The following is a 20,929-nucleotide window of genomic DNA, read 5'->3' on the forward strand; positions in this document are numbered from 1 at the left end:
TCCCATGAGCGGCCTGTCTTGTTTGCCGGTGCGTTGGCCTATGCCTGTCCGCTATAGCGGGCCAGAGGATGATAGGCGGGACCTTCAATGACCGAGCCGTCGGTGTCGAATCGGCTGCCGTGACAGGGGCAGTCCCAGGAGATATCGGCACCGTTCCAGTGCACCAGGCACTTCATGTGCGGACACACGGCGGAAACCACCGAGAGCTCGCCCGACGGAGTGCGATAGGCGGCGAGTTTTTCGCCGTCATGAGTCACCACTCTGGCCTCGCCGGGCGCAATCTCGTCAAGTGCCTTGAGACGTGGCGTCGTCAGGTAGTCCTTGGCCAGGTGCTTGGTGACATGCACGTTCTCCTTGAGCCATCCCTTGACGGACTTGCCAGGCGTGAAGCGTCTGGCGTCGAAGCGCTCATGCCAGGGATTGTGGCGGCCGGTGATCAGATCGCTCAGGATCATGCCGGCCAGGGTGCCCCAGGTCAGCCCATCGGCAGCGAAGCCGGTCGCGACATAAGCGTTATCCGCGCCGTGCATTCTGCCGATATAGGGCAGTCCGTCAGCGGAGCTGAACTGCTGGGCAGACCAGGCGTGCTCGAATCCTGCCACGTCGAAGTGTTGGCGCAAATAGTCGCGTAGCCGCTCGAAGTGGCCCTGTCCCAGTTCGCCTTCTCCGACCAGGTGCTCCTCGCCGACCACCATGAGGTAGTCATGACCGGCGTAGTGATAACTACGCAGGGAGTGTGCAGTGTCGAGCAGCCAGAAAACCCCCTCGGGATAAGTCGCGCCAGGGTTGAGGCGCGCACTCACGCCATGCTCGCGGGAGGGCTCCATGCCTGTCTGGAGGATCTGAATGCCCTTGGGCGTATGCGTGGCGTGAACGATGTGCGCTGCCTTGACCACGGCGCTGTCGGTCTTGACCAGGCCTTCCCGATAATCGACGTCGCTCACGCTGCTGTATTCGTGGATGCTCACGCCTAGTTGACTGATGGCGTGAGCCAGCCCCTGCGTGTAGCGTAGGGGGTTGAACTGGACCTGATTGTCGAGTTTCAACCCGCGATGCATCGTGATGGGCAATGCGGCCTGTTCAGCCCGGTTGACGGTAAGCCCCGCGCTCTCCAGTGCGTCACGTTCCTTTTCGAGAGCCTCGAAGAGCGTGTCGTTGGCAGTGGTCACGAGCCTGTACAGCGGGCGGCGATGAAACTGACAATCGATGGAGAAGCGTTCCACCAGGCTCTGCATATGATCGATGGCTTGGATACGAGAGGCGACCACATCGCGGATGACATCGTCACCCCACTTGCTGCGGATCTTCGCCAACCCCTTGGCCACGGTGCTGTAGAGATTGCCGGTCGAGTTGCCGGTGTTGCCCTCGCCGATACGCCGCGCCTCGAGCACAACGACGCGCTTACCGGCCTCGGCAAGTTGCAGGGCCGTCGTCAGCCCCGTGATGCCTCCACCGATGATCGCCACATCGGCGGTGACATCTTCCTGTATCGCGGGATAGGTATGCCCCTCGAGTCGAGCAGCTTTCCATACGGATTCCATAACGCCTCCCTACGTGCAGACACTTCCCTATAGACCCTTTTCAGTTATAGAGGCTCTGCGCAGAGGTGTACAACGCGGTATCCATACGACATGGCGGTGCAATCCGGGAGACAACGCAAACGGGCCGCTCCTGAGAGCGGCCCGTCCTTTGCAGAGGATGCGCGTCCCCACGTCATGGCGTGATCCGGTTACTGGCCGCGGTGAAGCCCATCAGCGAGATATCCAGATCCATCCGGTTTCCCTGCGGACTGATCAGACTCAGCGTCGCCGTGCTGCCATTACGCAACTGCTGAAGCAGTGCCGAATCGACCGGTATGTCGGCCCGGCATCCCTCCTGCTGGCAGAACTGATAAGGAAACTGGATCGGTTCGCCATTGTCGATGGTCAGTTGCAGTCCCGGAGCCAGGCGAACGCCCAGCGGCAGCAGGAAGGCCATCACCGCGCCATCGATCTGCGGCGGGTAGGCCAGCCCCACGCGCATCAGCGGGCGATCGCTTTGCGGATTGTTGACCAGCTGGGTCATCGTGCAATTACCCTGGCCGCTGTCGCTAGGGCAATGCACCTCCCAATCCTGGAAGCGCTGGGTATCGACGCTGGCGTCATCGGGGGGCTGCTGGGCAAGGGTGGTGGGGACCACCCCCATCATCAACAGCAATAGCGAAGCGGCTTGCAGACGGTGTACGAGACGGTTCAGCATGAGAGGAAGCTCCTGGAAATCGAGGTCATGGCGTTCGGTTCAAGGTAGTTCAACATGGCGTGAGGCTCGTGGCGAGCCGCAGCCACCAGGACGGGCGAGTCAGCTGATCAACCACCCCAGCACGACCAGGGCCAGAAAGATCAACATCAGTCCGCCGACAATGGAGCGGCGCAACAGGGCGCGAATGCCGTTGTAGAGCAGCAGCAGGCCGATGATCAGCACGGCGATGCCGAAGAGCGACGACTCCATGCCGAGCGAACCGGTAAGGCCCAGGATAAAGTCATGCGCTGCGATCAATATTCCCGCAAATAGGCTGGAAAGCGCCTCGACGATCACGCGGATCGCGTCACCTAACTTGTCACCCAGCCAGTTGAAAAAGTCTTCCATGCGCGTACACCTGACGGATTAGTTGGGTATGGTTTGGAGATCCTGCGTCGATTCCGGCTTTGACTGCTGCGCGCGCAGCCACTGGATTTCGTCTGGCCAGATGTCGGGATCGATGGTTTCCAGAATCATGGGAATATTGTCGATGCGAGGATCGCGCATGAGGGTGGTGAAAGCCTCCAGGCCGATGTTGCCTTGCCCCAGGCTGTGGTGACGGTCGACACGGCTGGCTAAGGCGCTCTTGGCATCATTCAGATGCATGCCGCGCAGGTACCGGAAACCCACCACGGCATCGAATTCGTCCAGTGTGGCAGTGCATGCCTCGGCGGTACGCAGATCGTAACCGGCGGCAAAGGCATGGCAGGTATCGATGCATACGCCCACCCGCGTCTTGTCATCGACCTGCTCGATGATTTCCGCCAGATGCTCGAAACGGTATCCCAGATTGCTGCCTTGACCCGCGGTGTTCTCGATCACGGCAATCACATGCCGGGTGCGGGAAACGGCCTCGTTGATCGATTCGGCAATCCGCTTCAGGCACTCGCTCTCGGAGATTCTCTTCAGGTGAGAGCCGGGATGAAAGTTGAGAAGGCGCAAGCCGAGCTGTTCGCAGCGTTGGAACTCGTCGAGAAACGCCTCGCGTGACTTCTCGAGCCCTTCGCGATCGGGATGACCGAGATTGATCAGATAGCTGTCGTGGGGAAGGATCTGCTCGGGACCGAAGCGATATGTCTCGCAGGCTTTTCGAAAGGCCTCGATAGTGCTGTCGGTCAGTGGTTTGGCGTGCCACTGTCGTTGGTTCTTGGTGAACAGTGCAAAGGCACTGGCACCGATCCGATGCGCGCGAATTACCGCCTGATCGACACCGCCTGCAGCGCTGACATGCGCCCCGAGATATTTCATAGCCGCCACACATCGTCTCAAAAACTGCCATGGTAGAGCATTTGCGCAAGACGCCCCAAGCCCTGCCAGGGAAGCCCTGCCATGGCGGCATGTCATGGCGAAGCCGCATCTCTCTTGATTCATCTTTTTTAGCAAGAATGAATTTATCGGTTGACGTCGGCCAGATAATCTTTATTACTTGATAAGCGGGACGGCGTTTTGCTTCCCGCTCAACCCTCAGGAACTGAACCGATGTTGATTCAAAGCTGGCGTACCGCAGACGTGAATGCAGCAGCCATGAATAATCATGGCCTGCGAGCCTTCGTCTGTCCGCGTGCCGCCTTCTGAATCACCCATGGCCGCGGATCTTACCGCGGCCCGTCGATCTCCGATCCTCTTTCCTGCCCCGATAAGGTCCCGGCCTCCTCTCAAAGGAGATTGTGACATGACGCTATCGGACCTTTTTCGCGCTGCACGTCGTCTGCTGAAGAGCACTCGCCGGAGTCGGCACGACTTCCAGTCATTGGCGCATCTGGATGCGCGCCTGCTGCGGGATATTGGCCTGCGCCTCGAACATGGTGTCGTCATGCCGTTCGCCGATGACGATTCTGCGCTAGGGCAAGCCGTTTCGCCGGTTCGGGACAGTCGTGAAGAGGCATGGAGTCCGCCGAAACTCTGTCCCCGCTGTGGAGAACCGCTGACGTAGCCATGCCACGGCCGCGGGAGGCGGCCGTGGCATTCCGTGAACAGGCAGGCCCGGGAGAAGCCTGCCTGTCCGCACGTACGACCGGAAGGGAAGCCGTCAATGAGTCATATACGATGGTTGTACCGTTGCGCTTGATTTATCAGGTGTTTTCGCCATGTCGGAATTATTTTTGCGATCCCTTGAGCCTTCGCTAGATTCAAGTGACATATGCAAAAGTATCTTCAGGAGCGACCATGGCGAAGGACAAAGGGGAGCCGGCCCAGCGCGGGCGTCAGGCGGACAAGCCCAAGCAGATACCCAAGGCAGGCTGGCGCGACGTGCTGTTGCGCACGAAGGTCGAAATGTCGCGTGATCATGTGAGTCTGATTGCGGCTGGCGTCGCCTTCTATGGGTTGCTGGCCATCTTTCCGGCGATTGTCGCGCTCATCTCGATCTGGGGAATGGTCTTCGATCCGCAGCAGATCGAACAGCAGATCGCAGCCGTCAGCACTTTCATTCCTCAGCAAGCGGCCGACATCATTCAGGGGCAAGCGCAGAAAGTCGCATCGAACGCAGGGGCCGGCATCAGCCTGGCGGCGATCGGTGGCATTCTGTTTGCGGTCTATAGCGCCTCCAAGGGTGTGAACGGATTCATCGAAGGACTGAACGTCATTTATGAAGAAGACGAGGCGCGTGGATTTTTCAAACGCTTACTGGTGACGCTGTCGTTGACGCTCGGGTTGATGATCATGACGATCGTCACGCTGGCCGCCATCATTCTGGTGCCCGTGATCGCCGGGTACCTGCCGTTCGGCGACCTCGTTCAAACGTTGATCAATCTGGCCCGCTGGCCGCTTCTGCTATTGCTGGTCATGTTTTCGATCGCAGTGCTCTATCGCTTTGCGCCTCATCGTGATGCTCCGCGCTGGAGATGGGTCAGCATCGGCACGGTTACCGCGACGCTATTGTGGATTGCCGGTTCGATCGGTTTCTCGATCTATGTGCGTAACTTTGGCAGCTACAACGAGACCTACGGTTCACTCGGCGCAGTAGTGGTGTTGCTGATGTGGTTCTGGCTGTCGGCATTCATCGTGCTGATGGGGGCCGAGCTGAACAGCGAAATGGAGCGTCAGACCGAGCAGGACACGACGCAGGGCGAGGCCAGGCCTCTCGGCCAACGTGACGCTTATGCGGCGGATACGGTAGGAGAAAAGCCTTGAACGCTACATGCGCCGTCAATAGCGGCGAGCAGGAAGAATCAGCCGGCGTATCCAGGTCCAGCGATTGACGACCAGTGCCAGAAAGATCAGCGCGCAACCGAACAGCTGGAGCGGGTTCATGGTTTCACCGAACCAGTAGGCGGCGAACAGGGCGGTCCAGACCGCTTCCAGCATCATGATCACCGCTGCATGGCTTGGGGTGGTCAGGCCCTGCGCATAGATCTGGATGAAAAAACGCAGGGTACTGGCAAGCAGAATGCTGGCAAAAAGCCAGCCGAGGATGGCGGGGCTTGCTCGACTGGGCCATATCTCGGTGAACACCGATAACAGTAGCGTCACTATGCCGACCACTACCAGTTGTATGGCGGTGAGCGGGACGGCGGGAACCGATCTGACCACCCGAGAGTTACAATTGAACAGGAAGGCGAAGGTGACGGCGGAGGCCAGAAACAGCCATTGGCCGGGCTCGACCCGAAAACCGTGGCTGAGCGACAGGCAGGCGAATCCCGTCATGGCAACCGGCAGGGCGGTCCAGGTCGTACGCGGCGGGATATCGCCGAACAGCAAGCGCGCCATCACCGGTACCAGAAGAATTCCCAGGCTATTGATAAAAGCCCCTTCGCCCAGGTGAGTGGTATGAAAGAGCCCCAGGCTCCAGAAGCCCATGGCAGCGGCAAATACAAGGCCCACGCCGGTGGCCTTGAGCAGGTCCGGCCGTCTCAGGACGCGGATCCCCGGCCAGCCGAATGCACCCAGTATCAGGCCTGCCAGCAGAAAGCGCGTGCCGATGAACAGCAGCGGAGGCATGCCGGCCAGAGCCTCCTTGGAGAATATCCAGCCCAATGCTGCCAGTAGCGTGACCAAGAGCAACAGAATATCGGCCTTGCGGGCATTATCGGCGTGGGGCATGGAAGCTCTTGTGAAGGTCGATTGTTGTGAAGATCGATTGTGGGCCACGGCTTCAATGTGACAGCCGGTCAGGGATAAGCGTCGGCAGGCGAAGCGGTTTAGGAGTGTGAGACGCACGCGCATAGCCGCTGCAGGCAGGCCCGGCGCAACGAAGCACGACATCGAATGGATGTTAACGTTGCAATGGTTCGCTTGGCCAGCCCCGCAGGCGGAACTCGAGGCCTGAATGCGAGGCCAAGCGAAAGGGAATCAGCGTGGCCTGACATTCTCAATGACGATGCGGCTCTCGGGAATCATGGGCATTCTCGACAGATCGACATGCAGGTCCTGCGCTGGCATATCGTACTCCATGGCACCGGTGAGCTTATCGACGGCCACTTTCATCAGCGCAATGGTAATCCATTCGCCGGGGCAGCGGTGGTTGAGGTAGTGATCGCCGCCGCCCTGAGGAATGAAGTCGAACGGACTGCCGTCCCAGTTCTGGAACCTTTCGGGGCGGAATACGAGCGGATCCTTCCAGCTGCGGGAATCCCGGCAGGTCCCGTAGAGATCCAGCAGGACCCGGGTTCCCTTGGGGAAAGAGTATCCTCTCCACACGAAGTTCCGTCTGACTCTGGCGGTCATGAACGGAAAGAAGGCATAAATCCTGCGCACTTCCTGCACGAAGGGCTCCAGCAGCCGGTTATCGTCCTGTAATTTCTGCCGCCATTGGGGGTGTTGATGCAACATCAGAGCGGCGAAGGCGATGAAACGGGCCACTGCAACGGTGGGGCGCAGCACGTTGAGCAGCTCCACCGAGGCGACGCGAGTCTCCAGAAGATCGCCTTTCTCGTTCCGATGCCAGCTGAAGACGTTCAGGGCACGCCCTTCGTCGACTTCCAGTTGGCCACTGCGGACCCGATCGATCAACTCGCAGCCCCAGGACTCGGAGCGATCGCGGGCGCGCTTCGCCTGAAGGTGTCGGGGGCCGACGCCTCCTGCGCCATCGATCATGTCGGCCATGTCCTGCGTACGCTGGCGAACCTCCTCTTCGGGCAGTGGCACACCGCTCCAGGCACAAACGGTACGACAGAGCAGTTCCTGTACCTCATGAAACAGTGTCGTGCTCTCCCTCCCGGCCCAGCGGTCGATGTATGTCTTCCACTGCGCTTCGCTGAGGCGGGCGATGTCCTCGATGCCTTCCTGTGTCATCAGGGACATGAACATACGTTTGCGGACCCGGTGGGCCTCGCCGTCCAGCCCCTGCACGCCGCCCCGGCCGACCAGCGTCCTCTGCAGCAGCAAGGGAAGCGCATCCTCGCGCACGAAGCGCTCATTGTCGTAGAAGAGTTCCGCAGCATCGGCGCCTGTCATGCAGATGGTGTTCTGCAGGAGGAGCCGGGTCTGGAATATATCGCTCTGATGGCGCTGACAATGCCTGGAAATGAAATCGTAACCGTCACGCAACAGGGCCAGAGAACTTTCCAGGCTCGTATCGTGAGGAATCTGCGGCATGTGATGGACTCCTGTCGTGCTTCGGATAGACGCCACGGTGGCACACGCTTCAATCTGGTTCAGCGGGGCGGCTCTGTCGAGCGCAGGGAAGGGAGTCTGACCTCCAATTCAGGCGCTTCAATCCGGGGAGTTCAGCATGCAGGCGGGCCGGGATCAGCGTGGCGATTCCACCGGTACCGCCGCATGGCTGATCACCTGACGCAATATGAAGCTCGAATGCGCTCCGGTGACACCCTCGATGCGCGTGATCTTGTTGAGTAGCAGGTCCTGATAATCCTCCATGTCGCGGACCACCACCTTGAGCTGGTAGTCGGCTTCCTGGCCGGTAATCAACAGACACTCCTGGACTTGGGGCAGGGCCGCGATCTTTTCCTCGAAGTTGGCGAAGCGCTCGGGCGTATGGCGATCCATGGCAATATGCAGCAGTGCCATCAGGCTGTAGCCCATGCGCTTGGCATCGACCAGCGCCCGATAGCCGCTGATCAGGCCACTCTCCTCCAGGGCTCGCACGCGGCGCAGGCAGGGAGAGGGTGACAAGCCGATACGCTCGGCAAGCTCCTGGTTGCTGAGACGTCCGTCACGCTGTAGTTCCTCCAGAATGCGGCGATCGTAACGATCCAGGGTGGAGGCAATATCCTTTGAAGTCATGGTTGCGCAATATTCTCTCTTGATTGTGTATGGTTTGAGCATTTTATGCCAAAAGTCACGATTCGTGCCGTCACTTCGCAATTCCTGACCCTGAGAAATGACGTAAGCTTTCCATATTGTCAAAACGATGCTTACCCGCTCCAAGGCAACGCACTTCACGAGAGTCCTGCCTTGTCCCGGCTCACGAGGCCGGTGAGCGTACAAGAAACCTCATCCGGCGCGCCTCTGATCGCAGCGCCTTCGATCCGGCAAGGACGTAACCATGACCCGCTCTCAACATACCGCTTTCGATCCTACCAAGTATCGTCCCGCCGAGACGGTACCGCTCACCCATCGTCAGTGGCCGTCTCGTACGCTATCCCGGGCCCCTGTCTGGGCCAGTGTGGATCTGCGCGACGGTAACCAGGCGCTGCTCGAGCCGATGAGCGTGGAACAGAAGAAGCGGCTGTGGGCGTTGCTGGTCAAGATCGGCATCAAGGAAATCGAGGTTGGCTTTCCCTCGGCCAGTCAGCACGACTACGACTTCGTGCGCTGGCTGATCGAAGAGAATCAGATACCCGACGACGTCCATATCCAGGTATTGGTCCAGGCGCGAGAGCATCTGATCGAACGCACCTTCGAGTCACTGATCGGCGTCGAGCGTGCCATCGTGCATGTCTACAATTCGACCTCCAAGGTGCAGCGCGAGCGGGTCTTCGAGCAGGAGCGTGAAGGCATCGTCGAGATCGCCCGTCAGGGCGCGCGCTGGGTGCAGGAACATGCGTTGCGTTATCCCGATACGCAGTGGACCTTCCAGTATTCGCCGGAGAGTTTCACCAGTACCGAGCCGGATTTCGCAGTGACGATCTGCGAGGCGGTGATGGATGTCTGGCAGCCCACCCCGGAGAAGCCGTGCATTATCAATCTGCCGGCTACCGTCGAGGTGGGCCCGGTCAATCATTTCGCTGACCAGATCGAATACTTCGTCACGCATCTCAAGAACCGCGACAGCGCGATCATCTCGCTGCACACCCATAACGACCGCGGCGGTGCCGCCGCCGCTGCGGAGCTGGGCCTGCTGGCCGGCGCGGATCGGGTCGAGGGCACCCTGCTGGGCAACGGTGAACGCACCGGCAACATGGATATCGTGACTCTGGCGATGAATCTCTACAGCCAGGGCATCGATCCGCAGCTCGATCTCTCCAATCCTGACGAGATAATTCAGGTCTGCACCGAATGCACCAATCTGCCGGTGCATCCGCGTCATCCCTGGATCGGTGAGCTGGTCTATACCGCCTTCTCCGGCAGCCATCAGGATGCGATTCGCAAGTGTCTGCACAAGCAACAGAGCGACGAGGCCTGGCAGGTCGCCTATCTGCCTATCGATCCCCATGACCTGGGGCGCGATTTCCAGGCGGTGATCCGCGTAAACAGCCAGTCCGGCAAGGGCGGCATGGCCTTCCTGCTGGAGCGCGACTTCGGCATCAGCCTGCCGCGCTGGATGACGCTGGAGCTGGCACCTCACGTGCAGGAGGCCAGCGAGCAGATCACCGGTGAGCTGTCGAGCCAGGCGATCCGCGACATCCTGCTCGAAACCTTCGTCAGCGATGCTCCATTGAGCCTGAAGGGCTATCGTCTCGATCGCGAAGGGGCGGAACGGCTGACCGCGACCATCGTCAAGGACGGCGAAACGCTCGCACTGGAAGGGCAGGGCAACGGCGCGATCTCCGCCTTCATGAATGCCTGGCAGCGCCATACCGGGCAGTCGGTCAACGTGGTCGACTACAGCGAACATGCGCTGGGGGAAGGCAGCGACGCGGTCGCCATCGCGTTCGTGCAGCTCAATGTCGATGGCCGCCGGGTCAGTGGCATGGCCGAGGATGGCGACACTGTCAGCGCTTCGCTCAAGGCGGTATTGTCGGCGCTCAACCGCACGGCGGATGTGGATGCTGTAACGAGACCGAGTCCGCAGGACGCGGTGAGCGTCTAGCTCCAGTATCTCTCGAAACTCGTGCAACGGCCGCCCTGAAGGCGGCCGTTTTCAGTTCGGCGCGATCAGGAAGGATCATCCAGACCATGGCGCTCATGCCAAGCGGCCAAGGATTCGTCGGGATACTCGTCAAAGCTGCGGTCGTTCTCGCCGGGGTGGTACATCACCCAATCGGGTTTGGAGCCGAGCATCATGTGTGTGCGATCCGGCGGCACGGGCAGGGGCGTATCGATGGCACCGGCATGAGGATGCACGAGATCGGGCCATTCGGGGGACCATAGCCAGAGCGCGGTGCCGCATTCACGGCAGAAGCGCCGCTCGGCGCTGCTGATCGAGCCATCTTCCATGTGGGCACGGTAGGTATTGATGTGCTCTTCCCCTTCCACCTTCAGTGTGTCGGCACGTGCCCCCAGGTTGATGGCGAAACCGCCGGTACCCGCCGTCTTGCGGCAGATGCTGCAGTAGCAGAGGTTGAACGGATAAGGAGCATCGGCTTCCACGCTGAAGTGGACTGCGCCGCAGTGACAGCTGCCGTCGAGATGCATGGGGCTCTCCTGTCATCGTTGGGATTACTGTCTCGGTGGCCCGGCCAATGATCGGTCGGTCGTCAGAAAGTGTAGATCCTTTCGCCACCGCCGGGTGACCAAGAGCGGATTGAACCGATCATGGCATGAACCGCGATCAATTATCGCTGCGTACCTGGGCATGACTGATCAGCGCGAAGATAAAGGTGCCGCCGATAACGTTGCCGGCCAGAACGGGAAACATGAAGTGAAAGAGGTATTCCGACCAGGACGCCTCGCCATGGAACACCAGAAACAGAATTTCGGTGGAGCCGACGATGATATGGGTGAATTCACCCAAGGCGACCAGATACGTCATGATGATGATGACCCAGATCTTGGCCTGATCCGCCGCGGGCATCAGCCACACCATGGTGGCGATGATCCAGCCGGCAAAGATCCCCTTGGCGAACATCTCCCCCTCGGTGTTGGCCATCACCCCCCGGCCCAGGCTGAGAAAGGCTTCGCGCGTCTCGTCGTCGAGTACGGGCATGGTCTTGAGAGCGTAGGCGAAAATCATGGCACCAATGATATTGCCCACGTATACCACGCTCCACAGACGCAGCATTCCCAGGAGGTTGCGCAAACTGGGCGAGGTCATCACCGGCAGAACAGCCGTCAGCGTGTTTTCCGTGAAGAGTTGCTGCTTGGCCAGGCCGATGACCAGGAAGCCCACCGTGTAGCCCAATGCTTCCACAAGAAAAGCGGTATCGCTATCCGGCAGGTGTGAGCGCAGCAGGCCCATGGTCACCATGGAAAAGCTGATCGATATCCCTGCCGCCACGGCGGACCAGAACAGTGCCGATGCCGTGCGCGTCAGCTCTTTTTCGCCTCCCTCTCGTATGGCCTTGTGTACGCCGACGGCTTCGGCGGGCGATTCCCGCTCGTGTTTCGGTTCCAGCTTCTGCGATGACGGACCGGACTGCTGCGCCATGGAATTCTCTCCTCATCCTTGAGAAAGCGTTTGCTGAATGTGGCTGATCCCGGCAACTCCTGCAAGAAGAGGTGCTAGCTGACTATCTTTAGTATGTTGAGTCATAACGCAAGGAGGCGTGAACATGCTGGATATTTCGGCACCGCACTGGGAAATGCTCCTGCATCTGGGCGCGGCGTGGCTGGCTGGTAGCCTGATCGGGCTGGAACGCACCTATCATAGCCGGCCTGCGGGATTTCGTACTCATGCGCTGGTCTGCGTGGCCTCGGCACTGCTGATGATGGTCTCCAACTACCAGTGGATCTGGCTGGGCGAGAACTTTGCCGAAGAGGCCATCCGCACCGATCCGACCCGTATGGCCCAAGGCATCATGACCGGTATCGGTTTTCTCGGTGCCGGGGTGATATTCAAGGAAGGTTTGACGGTGCGTGGCCTGACGACAGCAGCTTCGATCTGGGTCACCTCGGCGCTGGGCATCCTGTATGGGGTGGGATTTCTTTTCCCGGCAGTCCTCGTGACGATCGTCACGCTACTTACCTTATCCATGTTTCGCTTGGTGGAACGTCGTATCCCCACCCAGACCTTTGCCCACCACGTGCTGCGCTTTCACAGTGATCAGGCCTGGAGCGAAGCCAAGGTGCGTGACCTGATGAAAGAGCACGGCTTTTTCATCACCGGTCTCGAGTACCGGCTTGCCAGGGAGGGGGCGGTTTACGAGTATAGCCTGGTGCTGAAGACCAACGATCGGGGCAATATCGCGCGGCTTGCCGAACATCTCAAGCATCTCGAAGGGCTGCTGGAGTATCGCCTGGCCCCTCGCGACGTGTAAGCGGTACCTGCCAGGACTTTGCAGCGGACGAGGTAGCCCGTAATGTAGCGGGTCTTTCACTGCCGTGGAGCTATCGTGTCTGCCTCTGTCCGTGGTCCCTGGTTACTGCCGCTACTGGTCGGCTTCGTCATGCTGTCGCCGTTGGCGATCGATATCTATCTGCCCTCGTTGACTGCCATGGCGGCGGATTTCGATCAGCCCTTCGCCGCACTGCAGTTAACAGTCACCCTGTTTCTGCTCAGTGTCGGAATAGGCCAGATACTGGTGGGCCCTCTGACGGATCGCTACGGTCGCCGCCCCGTCCTGCTGAGCGGTATTGGCGTTTACGTACTGGGCGCTCTGGTGGGGCTGAGTGCAGCCTCGCTCGGCCCGCTGTATGTCTCTCGCGTACTGCAGGGGCTGGGTGCCTGTGCCTGCATGACGGTGGCCTTCGCCGCCGTACGCGACTGCTTCACTGCAGAGCAGGGAGCCAAGCTGTACAGCTATCTCAATGGGGCGTTATGCGTCATTCCGGCGCTGGCACCGGTTATCGGCGGCGTGTTGGCGGTCACGTTCGGCTGGCGCAGCAACTTTGCCTTCATGATGGGCTTTGCGGCACTGCTAGGCGCCTTGTCACTGTGGCGCTTTGCCGAAACGCGGCCGCCACAGACCGTCGATGCTCCCCGGCTATATCAATGGCAGCGCTACCGCCCGGTGCTGGGGAGTGCTCGTTTCGTCTATTTCGCTGGGCTCGCCGGTGTCACCATGTCGGCGATTCTGATGTACGTCTCGACGGCTCCTGTCATCCTGGTGGATCGGCTCGGTCTGTCGGAACTGGCCTTTAGTGGCTGGTTCGGTGCCAATGCGCTGCTCAATATCACGGCTTTCTTTCTGGCGCCACGCGTCATTCATCGCTTCGGCAGGCTGCGCACCGTTCGGATGGGGCTTTGTCTGATCCTGCTCGCGGGGCTTCTGCATGCATTGGCGGTACTGACGCTACCCTTGCAGGTATGGAATTATATGGGGCCGGTGGGCATCCTGTCGGTAGGGTTCTCCTTGGCCTTGGGTGCGGCATCGAGTCTGGCGCTGGAGCCGTTTCACGAGCGGGCCGGTACGGCAGCAGCCTTGCTGGGCGCTCTGCAGCTCGGTGGAGGAGCGCTGATTGCCACGTTACTGCTGGCAACGTCTCTGTCGCCGCAGTGGGCACTGGCATTCATCTGCGTCGTGCTGGTGTCACCGTTGCTGGGAATGTCGTTCAGGGTCGACGCATGGCGCTGAGGAAAGAGATTCGCCTACCTGTCATGGGTATGTAAGCGTGTCTATCGGTAATCGTTCATGAGGGCAGGGCATGTTCATCGTTTCGCTGGAATACGTGATGGCGCCGGAGGCGGTCGAGCCGCATCGCATGGCCCATATGGCTTGGGTGAGAGCGGGTTTCGAACAGGGCGTCTTCATCGCTTCCGGTCGCAAGGAGCCGCGTACCGGTGGCATCATTCTGGCCAGAATATCGTCACGCAAGCGACTGCAGGCTATTCTCGAGGAAGATCCGTTCATTGTCGCCGGGGTGGCACGTTACGAGTTGGTCGAGTTCATGCCGACAACGGTGGGCACGGGTTTCGAGGCGTTGAAAGGGCTTTGAGATCCACGCTGCCACCGTCCCGGTACCACGCTAAGGACAGTCAAACATGGCCGCAAAAGGTGCGGATGCACGTCTGATTCTGAATGGCAAGTCTGCCCAGCAACCTGAAGTACGTGAGGCCGTAATGGCGCTGCGGGGCGCTGGGTTCACCATTGATGTTCGTGTCACCTGGGAGGGGGGGGACGCGGCGAGCTGGGCGCAGGAGGCCGCCGCGGCGGGTATCGGGCGGGTCATTGCCGGCGGCGGCGATGGCACCGTCAACGAGATCGTCACCGGGCTCATGCACCTGCCCAAACACCAGCGTCCGGCGTTGGGCATACTGCCGCTGGGCAGTGCCAATGACTTCGCCAACGGATTGACCCTGCCGCTCGAGGCATATGAAGCGCTGGAAATGGCTCTGCAGATGTCGCCGCGCATGGTGGATGTCGGATGTCTTGATGGTGACGCTTTCATCAATATGGTATCCGGTGGGTTCGGTGCCGAAATCACCACCTCGACCCCGGTGGGGCTCAAGCGCTTGCTGGGGGGTGGGGCCTATTCGTTGATGGGCATGCTCAAAGCCTGGAATTACCATCCCTACCAGGGCCATCTACGCTGGCAGGACGGCGAGAGTTCCGTGCCGCTGTTTCTGCTGGCGCTGGGCAACGGCTGCCAGGCGGGAGGGGGGCAGCGTCTGGCGCCACTGGCACGGCTGGACGATGGCCTGCTGGAAGTTCTGATCGTTCGTCATTTCAGCTCCTTGCATGAAATGAAACAGGTCATCGATGAACTCGAAAACCTGCCTGAAAGCGGTGACTTCGTACACTATATCCAGTCGCCCTGGCTGGAGTTCGCCAGCGACAGCCCGTTTCCGCTCAACCTCGATGGCGAGCCGCGCCATCACCGTCGTTTCCGGGCCGAGCTCGAGCATCAGGCGCTGCCGCTGTTGATGCCGCAGTCATGTCCGCTCATGACTCCCGGTCATTCCCTGCACTCCCTCGTCGGGTAGGCAGCCTCGGCGGCGGCAGCGATTCTGACCATTGTGAAATCAGCCGGAGAAACCGTGATTATGGACTCATTCATGCAGGCGGCCATCGAGGAAGCCCGCAAGGGGCTCGAGAGTGGCGGCGTTCCGATTGGCTCCGTGCTGGTACATCGGGGTGCGATCATCGGACGAGGCCACAACCAGCGCCAGCAGAAGGGCAGTGCGATTCTGCATGGTGAGATGGATGCTCTGGAAAATGCCGGTCGTCAGCCGGCCTCGGTATATCGCGAGTCGGTGCTCTATACCACGCTGTCGCCTTGCTCCATGTGCAGCGGTGCAATCCTGCTGTATGGCATTCCCCGGGTGGTGATCGGTGAAAATACCACCTTCATGGGGGACGAGGCCTTGCTGCGCTCGCGTGGCGTAGAACTCGAAGTGCTTGACGACCCTGACTGTCAGTCGATGATGGCCCGTTTCATCGAGCAGCGGCCCGAGATGTGGAACGAGGATATCGGCGAGAGCTGACGCTCTGAGCGGGAGGCGCTGCCTTGCGAGGCTGGTCAGCAAGATGCAGTTGGCCAGGCCTCGGTACCGGAGCAAAGCGGTACGTTGGCGACATTCAAGGACGTGAAGATGGCACTCAGACTGTGTTGGATCGTCACGATAGCACCTCTTCTCCTTGGCCTGGGGGCGTGTGCCAGGGACGGCAGCGGTATGCCCGCGACCACGAGCGAGGCGAAAACCTATGCCGTGGCCGAGATGACATCAACTGGCGACGAGCGAAGTGCCTCCCGGTATCTGGCTATCGATCGCCAGTCACGCGAAGAAGCATTGCGTTTGCAACGCCAGCCAGCGCGCAAGGCTGACGGGGCTGTCGAAAATTCGCCGGATAGGGAGAACGCAGGAAGGCGGGAGGCCAGGTTGCGCGGGGCGGATCGATCACTGGACAGGCGGCGGTCGGCACCGGAAGCGTCCCGCCCATCGGCGGCCATGGGGAGCGAGGCGCTGGTACCGAAAAGCGCTTCCGATCCCTGGTAGCCGCTGCCAGGCTCCCGCGCCTTGCGATGCGACAGAACGGCACTCGCCAAGCGAGAGGTGCAAATCCATCGAGCACAAAAAAGCCCACCGCAAAGTGGGCTTTTCAGATTCCGCCGGTATCGCCGACGGTCTCTGCTTCAAGCAGTCAGTGCGCGCTTTGCTCAGTTGACCAGCTTGATGTTGGCGGCCTGAAGGCCTTTTTTGCCCTGAGTGACTTCAAAGGAGACCTTCTGGCCATCCTGCAGGGTCTTGAAGCCTTCAGCCTGGATTTCGGAGAAGTGAGCGAACAGGTCATCACCGCCGTCGTCCGGAGAGATGAAGCCATAGCCTTTGGTGTCGTTGAACCACTTGACAGTGCCAGTTGCCATTGTCGATTTCCTTAACTTACATAATGATGTTGCCGAGCCACGTCCGAGGGTAGGGCCCGAAGTGCGTAGGTAAGACGAGGAGGGAATGCGCAGGGGACATCGAGGGAATCGATTAACAGCCAACGTCATTCTACCTGCAAACCAACGCAGCGGATGCGCATCGTCACCGAGTGCGTCAATCTGGGTTCAGAACGCCTTGGTGTATGATGCCCGCACATGCACATTAGATGGAAAAACGATGAACGTCCAGAATGTAAATTGTCATGCTGACAAAAGCGGACGAGCGGTTGTTTGGTCCTATATGGCGCGGCTCGGACGTCGCTTGTCACCCTTGGGATTCTTCATGTGAGATGCCGATTATCGTCGGTGGATGAAGGCGGTATGATCGGGCAAGACAAGGCGAGCATGTTCTCTCAAGGAACATTGGCGCGAATTGGGCATCACCTAAACAGGGCGGAGCGCAACCGCGACAGGTATTGCTTGTCACAACGAGCTGATCATCGACCGTCCCAGGGGGGACGATCATCAACAGAAAAGGAGCGGGTTCGTGTCCTACACCTCCGTTACAGCGAGCGACACTCATAGCAAGCTGGTGGGGTACTGCTTGTGGATCTTCGGCTTTACCGGTGCCCATCGCTTTTATTATGGAAAACCGGTGACCGGGACGATATGGTTTTTTACCTTCGGTCTGTTCGGGATTGGCTGGCTGATCGATCTGTTCCTGATCCCCGGCATGGATCGCCAGGCCGATATGCGATTCCAGGCGGGGCCCGTCAATTACACGTTGGCCTGGGTGCTGCTGACTTTCCTCGGGGTCTTCGGCATACACCGCATGTATATGGGCAAGTGGCTGACGGGACTGATCTATTTGCTAACCGGTGGGCTGTTTCTCATCGGCGTGCTGTATGACTTCTGGACACTCAACGACCAGATTTCGCTAAGGCATTCGCAGCGCGATATCTTCAGTTGAGCCGTGTGAATGAATATCGTCCCTTAATTGCGAGTCGGTCACCCCATGTTTTTCGATGCCCAGTTCTGGCCCTTTCTTGTGGCGATCACCTTGCTGACGCTGACGCCCGGCGTGGATACGCTACTGGTGATACGCAATACGTCGCGTGGCGGTGTGCGCGATGGCGTCCTGACCAGCCTGGCGATCTGCAGCGGCCTGTTCGTGCATGCCGCGGTATCGGCAGCGGGCATTTCCCTGATACTGCTGCAGTCCGCCTGGGCGTTCGGCATGCTCAAGCTGGCCGGCGCCGGCTATCTGATCTGGCTCGGACTCAAGAGCTTGCAAAGTGCCAGGCGAGGTGTCCCGCTTCCTGTCGAAGGTGTCATGGGAGCCTGTCGGCGTGTGGCTGTCTGGGTGCCGTTGCGCGAAGGGTTTCTCTCCAACGTGCTCAATCCTAAAACGATAGTGTTCTACATGGCGTTTCTGCCGCAATTCATCAGTGCCGGCGACCCGGCGTTGCTAAAGTCCTTGTGGTTGGCAGGCGTGCACTTCCTGATTGCCAACCTCTGGCAGATCGGCGTGGCGTTGATGGTGAGCGGGGCGGGACGGCTGCTGGCTAATACGCGGGTGTCACGCTGTCTGGACGGCGTGACAGGACTGGTCATGGTCGCTTTTGGTCTCAAGCTGGCGCTGGCACAGCGTCCCTGAAGAGCGAAGAGCGAGCGGCTCCCATGGAGCCGCTCGCATAAACCACTCTACTTGCCGGCTCAATTGCGTGCCAGCAGCGAGGCATCGTAGCGGCCCGACGTTTCGGCCGGAGACAGCATTGCCACCTCCTGTGTGTCGCCGCCCTTGGCTAGGCTCTCGAAGATGACGCGGTAGGCCAGGACCGCCTGGACATAGTCCCGGGTTTCGCGGAAGGGAATGCTTTCGACGAAGAGATCGAATTCCTGCGGGGCGTCACGCAGCCAGCGATCGACGCGTCCCGGCCCGGCATTGTAGGCCGCAGTCGCCGCGATACGATTGCCGCGGTAGCGGTCGAGCATGTCCTTGATGTAGGCGCTGCCCAGCTGGATGTTGGTCTGCGGGTCCAGCAGCCCGGCCGCGCTCGGGGCAGGAATGCCCAGCGTCCGGCTCACCAGCTTGGCAGTGCCCGGCATCAGTTGCATGAGTCCCCGGGCGCCGACCGGCGACATGGCCTCAGGGTTGAAGGCGCTCTCGCGTCGTGCGATACCCATCAGTAGATAGGGATCGACATTGGCAGCGCTGCTCCATTTCATGAAACTGTCGCGATAGGCGGCGGGGAAGCGCCATTCCAGGGCATCCCAGAGCTTGGCGGTGATGGTGGAGTGGACTGTCATGGCATACCAGCCGCGCTCCAGGGCGTAATCCGCCAGCGCTTTCGCTTCGTCTTCGCTGGCCCGGGCGACGGCAGCGTACCATTCGCTGCGTGCCAGCCCATGCTCCCCGATGCGCATCAGGGCCTCGGTACGCTGCACGGCGGGACTCAGCGCGACCAGCTCCCGTTGCAGAGGAGTGAAGGTGGCGGGCGTATGGTTCAGGTCGTAGGGACGTCCGAGACGGTCGGCTGCGGCAAAGCCGAAGAAGCTGCGCTCGCTGGCGGCAGCGGCATAGGCCTTCTCTGCCGTCCGGGAGTCGCCGAGCTGCTCGAGCGCGCGCCCTAGCCAGTACTGCCAGCGGGCATCCTGACGCGGGTCATCGGGCATGGCATGCACCCAGTCAATGACTTCCTGCCATTGCCTTTCGGCCAGCGCACGACGCACACGCAGCTCAAGAAGATCACCGTCGGCGAGGCGTGGCAGGACTTCGTCGACCCAGCCCTGATTGTTCTCGACTTCACGCGCCATGGTGTAAAAGGCCAAGTCGTGCTCGATAGCGTGACGCTGGGTATCGCTGACCGGGACATGGGGGCCAATCTTGCGCCAGGCTTCAAGCGCGGCCTCGGTGTCGGCGCGGGTGAAGCCGTACATGGCCGCGGCGAACATGGCGCCGCTTCCTTCACCGCCGGGGCCGACATTGACCGGCACCTGCGTGATGGCAGCGTAGTCCTTGCTCAAGCGTTGCACGGCGTCGAGGCCGTCCTGCCACTGGCTACCCAGTTGGCGGCCAAGATACTTCATCAGACCGCTTTCGCCCGCTTCCCAAGCCAGCATCATGCGCACCCAGACGTCTTGATCGGTAATCTCGCCTCGCGCACGTAAGGTGTCGAACAGCGTATCGCAGGCGTCGGGCTGGGATCTGCCCACTCGCCACAGCGCCCGGCCGCCTTCGGCGGCTCGTGCAGGCTCCGTGTCGAGCAGGGCGGTGTAGTAGTAACACTGACGAATGACGCCGGCCGGTTCGCCGTCGCTGATCGTCAGCAGATCCTGGTAGCGTCCGGCTCTACCGAAACTCAGTTGGGCCTGCCCCCGCATCCAGTCGCTGAGTGGCGAGTCGGCGTAGCGTTCGAGATAGCTCTGTACTTCGGCAGTTGCGGCACTGGAAAGGCGTGAAAGCAGGCGATGATATTCCACGTATCCGGCAAGGATGTGATCTTCGACGGCGACCTGCTCGATACGCTCCCATTGATGATGGCGGGCTGCGGCCAGCGCCTGCTTCATGGCCTGATCGCTGGCGTCGAGGGCGAAGGCGTTGCCCATGACAGTAAAACTCAGCGTACCGGCGACCAGCAGGGCCAGCCAGCGTCTTGGTGGGCACAGTCTCGACATGACCCGGTATCTCCTATGCTTGCCTGGCAGGGGGCGTATTTGTGCATCCTCTCTTAAGCGCGCGGCGTTGAGTAGTGTCGTTAAGAAGAGACAATGCGTAACCAAAGTGTAAGTGCTCGCTTATTGTGTCGTAAAGGAGAGTCATCATGAAGCTATTTCGAATGTGGGGCGTGTGGTCGCGCCTGAAACGCCGGGGTGGGGCGCTGATGAAGATCAGCCGGGCGCTACGGGTATTCGTACCGATGACTCGCGATGTGCTCAGTGGCCGCTATCGTCCGGTACCCTGGGCGGCCTTTTTCTGGATGCTGGCGTCGCTGGGCTATCTGATCCTGCCTTTCGACCTGATACCCGATGTCCTGCTGTTGGTAGGGTTGGTGGATGATGTCTTCATCGTCGGCTGGCTGCTGACCCGGGTGGACAATGCCTTGGCCGATTATCGCCGCTGGAAGGGGATCGACCCGCCGCCCGAATTGGAAGAGCACCGTGACTAGCCTTTTGGTCGATTGTG

At 60.2% G+C, this 20,929-nt stretch carries 22 protein-coding genes; 11 read left to right on the top strand and 11 right to left on the bottom strand.

The window, feature by feature from the left end; translation table 11 throughout:
- Positions 1-38: 38 nt before the first annotated feature.
- The 4 genes from ACYQ12_RS07290 to nfo form a co-directional block, all read right to left on the bottom strand.
- Positions 39-1,541 (bottom strand): FAD-dependent oxidoreductase, encoded by a 1,503-nt coding sequence (locus ACYQ12_RS07290; protein WP_459869568.1) that lies wholly within the window; start codon positions 1,539-1,541, stop codon positions 39-41.
- A gap of 172 nt (positions 1,542-1,713) precedes the next feature.
- Positions 1,714-2,238 (bottom strand): invasion associated locus B family protein, encoded by a 525-nt coding sequence (locus ACYQ12_RS07295; protein WP_459869571.1) that lies wholly within the window; start codon positions 2,236-2,238, stop codon positions 1,714-1,716.
- 99 nt (positions 2,239-2,337) lie between these two features.
- Complete coding sequence (locus tag ACYQ12_RS07300; protein ID WP_459869574.1) at positions 2,338-2,625, bottom strand: hypothetical protein; 288 nt, start codon at positions 2,623-2,625, stop codon at positions 2,338-2,340.
- An 18-nt stretch (positions 2,626-2,643) separates the two neighbouring features.
- The gene (gene nfo / locus ACYQ12_RS07305; protein ID WP_459869577.1) at positions 2,644-3,525 is read right to left on the bottom strand and encodes a deoxyribonuclease IV; all 882 of its coding nucleotides are present in this window, start codon (positions 3,523-3,525) and stop codon (positions 2,644-2,646) included.
- A 424-nt stretch (positions 3,526-3,949) separates the two neighbouring features.
- On the opposite strand from nfo, the gene ACYQ12_RS07310 reads away from it, so the two are divergent.
- A complete protein-coding gene (locus ACYQ12_RS07310; RefSeq protein ID WP_459869580.1) occupies positions 3,950-4,210 on the top strand; it encodes a hypothetical protein in 261 nt (86 codons plus the stop codon).
- Positions 4,211-4,443: 233 nt separating this feature from the next.
- Positions 4,444-5,409 (top strand): YihY/virulence factor BrkB family protein, encoded by a 966-nt coding sequence (locus ACYQ12_RS07315; protein ID WP_459869583.1) that lies wholly within the window; start codon positions 4,444-4,446, stop codon positions 5,407-5,409.
- Between the two features lie 15 nt (positions 5,410-5,424).
- On the opposite strand, the gene ACYQ12_RS07320 is transcribed toward ACYQ12_RS07315, so the two are convergent.
- The 3 genes from ACYQ12_RS07320 to ACYQ12_RS07330 all read right to left on the bottom strand — a co-directional run bounded on the left by ACYQ12_RS07320 (position 5,425) and on the right by ACYQ12_RS07330 (position 8,460).
- Positions 5,425-6,318 carry a DMT family transporter gene (locus tag ACYQ12_RS07320; RefSeq protein WP_459869585.1) on the bottom strand — a complete coding sequence of 298 codons (894 nt, stop codon included), beginning with the start codon at positions 6,316-6,318 and terminating at the stop codon, positions 5,425-5,427.
- 249 nt (positions 6,319-6,567) lie between these two features.
- Positions 6,568-7,812: a cytochrome P450 gene (locus ACYQ12_RS07325; protein WP_459869588.1), complete on the bottom strand. Its 1,245-nt coding sequence runs from the start codon at positions 7,810-7,812 to the stop codon at positions 6,568-6,570.
- Positions 7,813-7,965: 153 nt separating this feature from the next.
- On the bottom strand, positions 7,966-8,460 hold the full coding sequence (locus ACYQ12_RS07330; protein ID WP_459869591.1) for an Lrp/AsnC family transcriptional regulator: 495 nt from the start codon (positions 8,458-8,460) through the stop codon (positions 7,966-7,968).
- 262 nt (positions 8,461-8,722) lie between these two features.
- Here ACYQ12_RS07330 and leuA point away from each other — a divergent pair, with 262 nt between their 5' ends.
- Positions 8,723-10,429, top strand: coding sequence for a 2-isopropylmalate synthase (gene leuA / locus ACYQ12_RS07335; RefSeq protein ID WP_459869594.1), 1,707 nt, complete (start codon positions 8,723-8,725; stop codon positions 10,427-10,429).
- Positions 10,430-10,494: 65 nt separating this feature from the next.
- Here leuA and ACYQ12_RS07340 read toward each other — a convergent pair whose 3' ends face one another.
- Both ACYQ12_RS07340 and ACYQ12_RS07345 read right to left on the bottom strand, forming a co-directional pair.
- Positions 10,495-10,974: a GFA family protein gene (locus ACYQ12_RS07340; RefSeq protein WP_459869596.1), complete on the bottom strand. Its 480-nt coding sequence runs from the start codon at positions 10,972-10,974 to the stop codon at positions 10,495-10,497.
- 136 nt (positions 10,975-11,110) lie between these two features.
- Positions 11,111-11,926 carry a formate/nitrite transporter family protein gene (locus ACYQ12_RS07345; RefSeq protein ID WP_459869599.1) on the bottom strand — a complete coding sequence of 272 codons (816 nt, stop codon included), beginning with the start codon at positions 11,924-11,926 and terminating at the stop codon, positions 11,111-11,113.
- A 124-nt stretch (positions 11,927-12,050) separates the two neighbouring features.
- On the opposite strand from ACYQ12_RS07345, the gene ACYQ12_RS07350 reads away from it, so the two are divergent.
- From ACYQ12_RS07350 to ACYQ12_RS07370, 5 genes are all read left to right on the top strand, one after another.
- A complete protein-coding gene (locus ACYQ12_RS07350) occupies positions 12,051-12,755 on the top strand; it encodes an MgtC/SapB family protein (RefSeq protein ID WP_459869601.1) in 705 nt (234 codons plus the stop codon).
- Between the two features lie 75 nt (positions 12,756-12,830).
- Positions 12,831-14,012, top strand: a complete 1,182-nt coding sequence (locus tag ACYQ12_RS07355; RefSeq protein WP_459869604.1) for a multidrug effflux MFS transporter — start codon at positions 12,831-12,833, stop codon at positions 14,010-14,012.
- Between the two features lie 70 nt (positions 14,013-14,082).
- On the top strand, positions 14,083-14,373 hold the full coding sequence (locus ACYQ12_RS07360) for a YciI family protein (protein ID WP_459869606.1): 291 nt from the start codon (positions 14,083-14,085) through the stop codon (positions 14,371-14,373).
- A 46-nt stretch (positions 14,374-14,419) separates the two neighbouring features.
- Positions 14,420-15,361, top strand: coding sequence for a lipid kinase YegS (gene yegS, locus ACYQ12_RS07365; RefSeq protein ID WP_459869609.1), 942 nt, complete (start codon positions 14,420-14,422; stop codon positions 15,359-15,361).
- 60 nt (positions 15,362-15,421) lie between these two features.
- The gene (locus tag ACYQ12_RS07370) at positions 15,422-15,862 is read left to right on the top strand and encodes a nucleoside deaminase (protein WP_459874480.1); all 441 of its coding nucleotides are present in this window, start codon (positions 15,422-15,424) and stop codon (positions 15,860-15,862) included.
- A 674-nt stretch (positions 15,863-16,536) separates the two neighbouring features.
- Here the strand turns inward: ACYQ12_RS07370 and ACYQ12_RS07375 are convergent.
- Positions 16,537-16,743 (bottom strand): cold-shock protein, encoded by a 207-nt coding sequence (locus tag ACYQ12_RS07375; protein ID WP_459869612.1) that lies wholly within the window; start codon positions 16,741-16,743, stop codon positions 16,537-16,539.
- Between the two features lie 547 nt (positions 16,744-17,290).
- Between ACYQ12_RS07375 and ACYQ12_RS07380 the strand changes: the two genes are divergently transcribed.
- Entirely contained in the window at positions 17,291-17,713 is a 423-nt protein-coding gene (locus ACYQ12_RS07380; RefSeq protein ID WP_459869614.1) for an NINE protein, read from the top strand.
- A 45-nt stretch (positions 17,714-17,758) separates the two neighbouring features.
- The gene (locus tag ACYQ12_RS07385) at positions 17,759-18,400 is read left to right on the top strand and encodes a LysE family translocator (RefSeq protein ID WP_459869616.1); all 642 of its coding nucleotides are present in this window, start codon (positions 17,759-17,761) and stop codon (positions 18,398-18,400) included.
- 59 nt (positions 18,401-18,459) lie between these two features.
- Here the strand turns inward: ACYQ12_RS07385 and ACYQ12_RS07390 are convergent, their stop codons facing one another.
- Positions 18,460-20,421 carry a transglycosylase SLT domain-containing protein gene (locus ACYQ12_RS07390; RefSeq protein ID WP_459869619.1) on the bottom strand — a complete coding sequence of 654 codons (1,962 nt, stop codon included), beginning with the start codon at positions 20,419-20,421 and terminating at the stop codon, positions 18,460-18,462.
- Between the two features lie 146 nt (positions 20,422-20,567).
- On the opposite strand from ACYQ12_RS07390, the gene ACYQ12_RS07395 reads away from it, so the two are divergent.
- Entirely contained in the window at positions 20,568-20,912 is a 345-nt protein-coding gene (locus ACYQ12_RS07395; RefSeq protein ID WP_459869622.1) for a YkvA family protein, read from the top strand.
- The last annotated feature ends 17 nt before the right edge of the window (positions 20,913-20,929 follow it).

Source organism: Halomonas shantousis (genome assembly GCF_054654615.1).

Bases quoted from the DNA above. Each gene is read 5' to 3' on its own strand.
- ACYQ12_RS07325 (WP_459869588.1), bottom strand. From the start codon at position 7,812: ATGCCGCAGATTCCTCACGATACGAGCCTGGAAAGTTCTCTGGCCCTG.
- ACYQ12_RS07350 (WP_459869601.1), top strand. From the start codon at position 12,051: ATGCTGGATATTTCGGCACCGCACTGGGAAATGCTCCTGCATCTGGGC.
- ACYQ12_RS07375 (WP_459869612.1), bottom strand. From the start codon at position 16,743: ATGGCAACTGGCACTGTCAAGTGGTTCAACGACACCAAAGGCTATGGC.
- ACYQ12_RS07360 (WP_459869606.1), top strand. From the start codon at position 14,083: ATGTTCATCGTTTCGCTGGAATACGTGATGGCGCCGGAGGCGGTCGAG.
- ACYQ12_RS07385 (WP_459869616.1), top strand. From the start codon at position 17,759: ATGTTTTTCGATGCCCAGTTCTGGCCCTTTCTTGTGGCGATCACCTTG.
- ACYQ12_RS07395 (WP_459869622.1), top strand. From the start codon at position 20,568: ATGAAGCTATTTCGAATGTGGGGCGTGTGGTCGCGCCTGAAACGCCGG.
- nfo (WP_459869577.1), bottom strand. From the start codon at position 3,525: ATGAAATATCTCGGGGCGCATGTCAGCGCTGCAGGCGGTGTCGATCAG.
- ACYQ12_RS07320 (WP_459869585.1), bottom strand. From the start codon at position 6,318: ATGCCCCACGCCGATAATGCCCGCAAGGCCGATATTCTGTTGCTCTTG.
- ACYQ12_RS07300 (WP_459869574.1), bottom strand. From the start codon at position 2,625: ATGGAAGACTTTTTCAACTGGCTGGGTGACAAGTTAGGTGACGCGATC.
- ACYQ12_RS07295 (WP_459869571.1), bottom strand. From the start codon at position 2,238: ATGCTGAACCGTCTCGTACACCGTCTGCAAGCCGCTTCGCTATTGCTG.
- ACYQ12_RS07345 (WP_459869599.1), bottom strand. From the start codon at position 11,926: ATGGCGCAGCAGTCCGGTCCGTCATCGCAGAAGCTGGAACCGAAACAC.
- ACYQ12_RS07370 (WP_459874480.1), top strand. From the start codon at position 15,422: ATGGACTCATTCATGCAGGCGGCCATCGAGGAAGCCCGCAAGGGGCTC.
- ACYQ12_RS07315 (WP_459869583.1), top strand. From the start codon at position 4,444: ATGGCGAAGGACAAAGGGGAGCCGGCCCAGCGCGGGCGTCAGGCGGAC.
- ACYQ12_RS07330 (WP_459869591.1), bottom strand. From the start codon at position 8,460: ATGACTTCAAAGGATATTGCCTCCACCCTGGATCGTTACGATCGCCGC.
- ACYQ12_RS07310 (WP_459869580.1), top strand. From the start codon at position 3,950: ATGACGCTATCGGACCTTTTTCGCGCTGCACGTCGTCTGCTGAAGAGC.
- leuA (WP_459869594.1), top strand. From the start codon at position 8,723: ATGACCCGCTCTCAACATACCGCTTTCGATCCTACCAAGTATCGTCCC.
- ACYQ12_RS07390 (WP_459869619.1), bottom strand. From the start codon at position 20,421: ATGTCGAGACTGTGCCCACCAAGACGCTGGCTGGCCCTGCTGGTCGCC.
- yegS (WP_459869609.1), top strand. From the start codon at position 14,420: ATGGCCGCAAAAGGTGCGGATGCACGTCTGATTCTGAATGGCAAGTCT.
- ACYQ12_RS07340 (WP_459869596.1), bottom strand. From the start codon at position 10,974: ATGCATCTCGACGGCAGCTGTCACTGCGGCGCAGTCCACTTCAGCGTG.
- ACYQ12_RS07290 (WP_459869568.1), bottom strand. From the start codon at position 1,541: ATGGAATCCGTATGGAAAGCTGCTCGACTCGAGGGGCATACCTATCCC.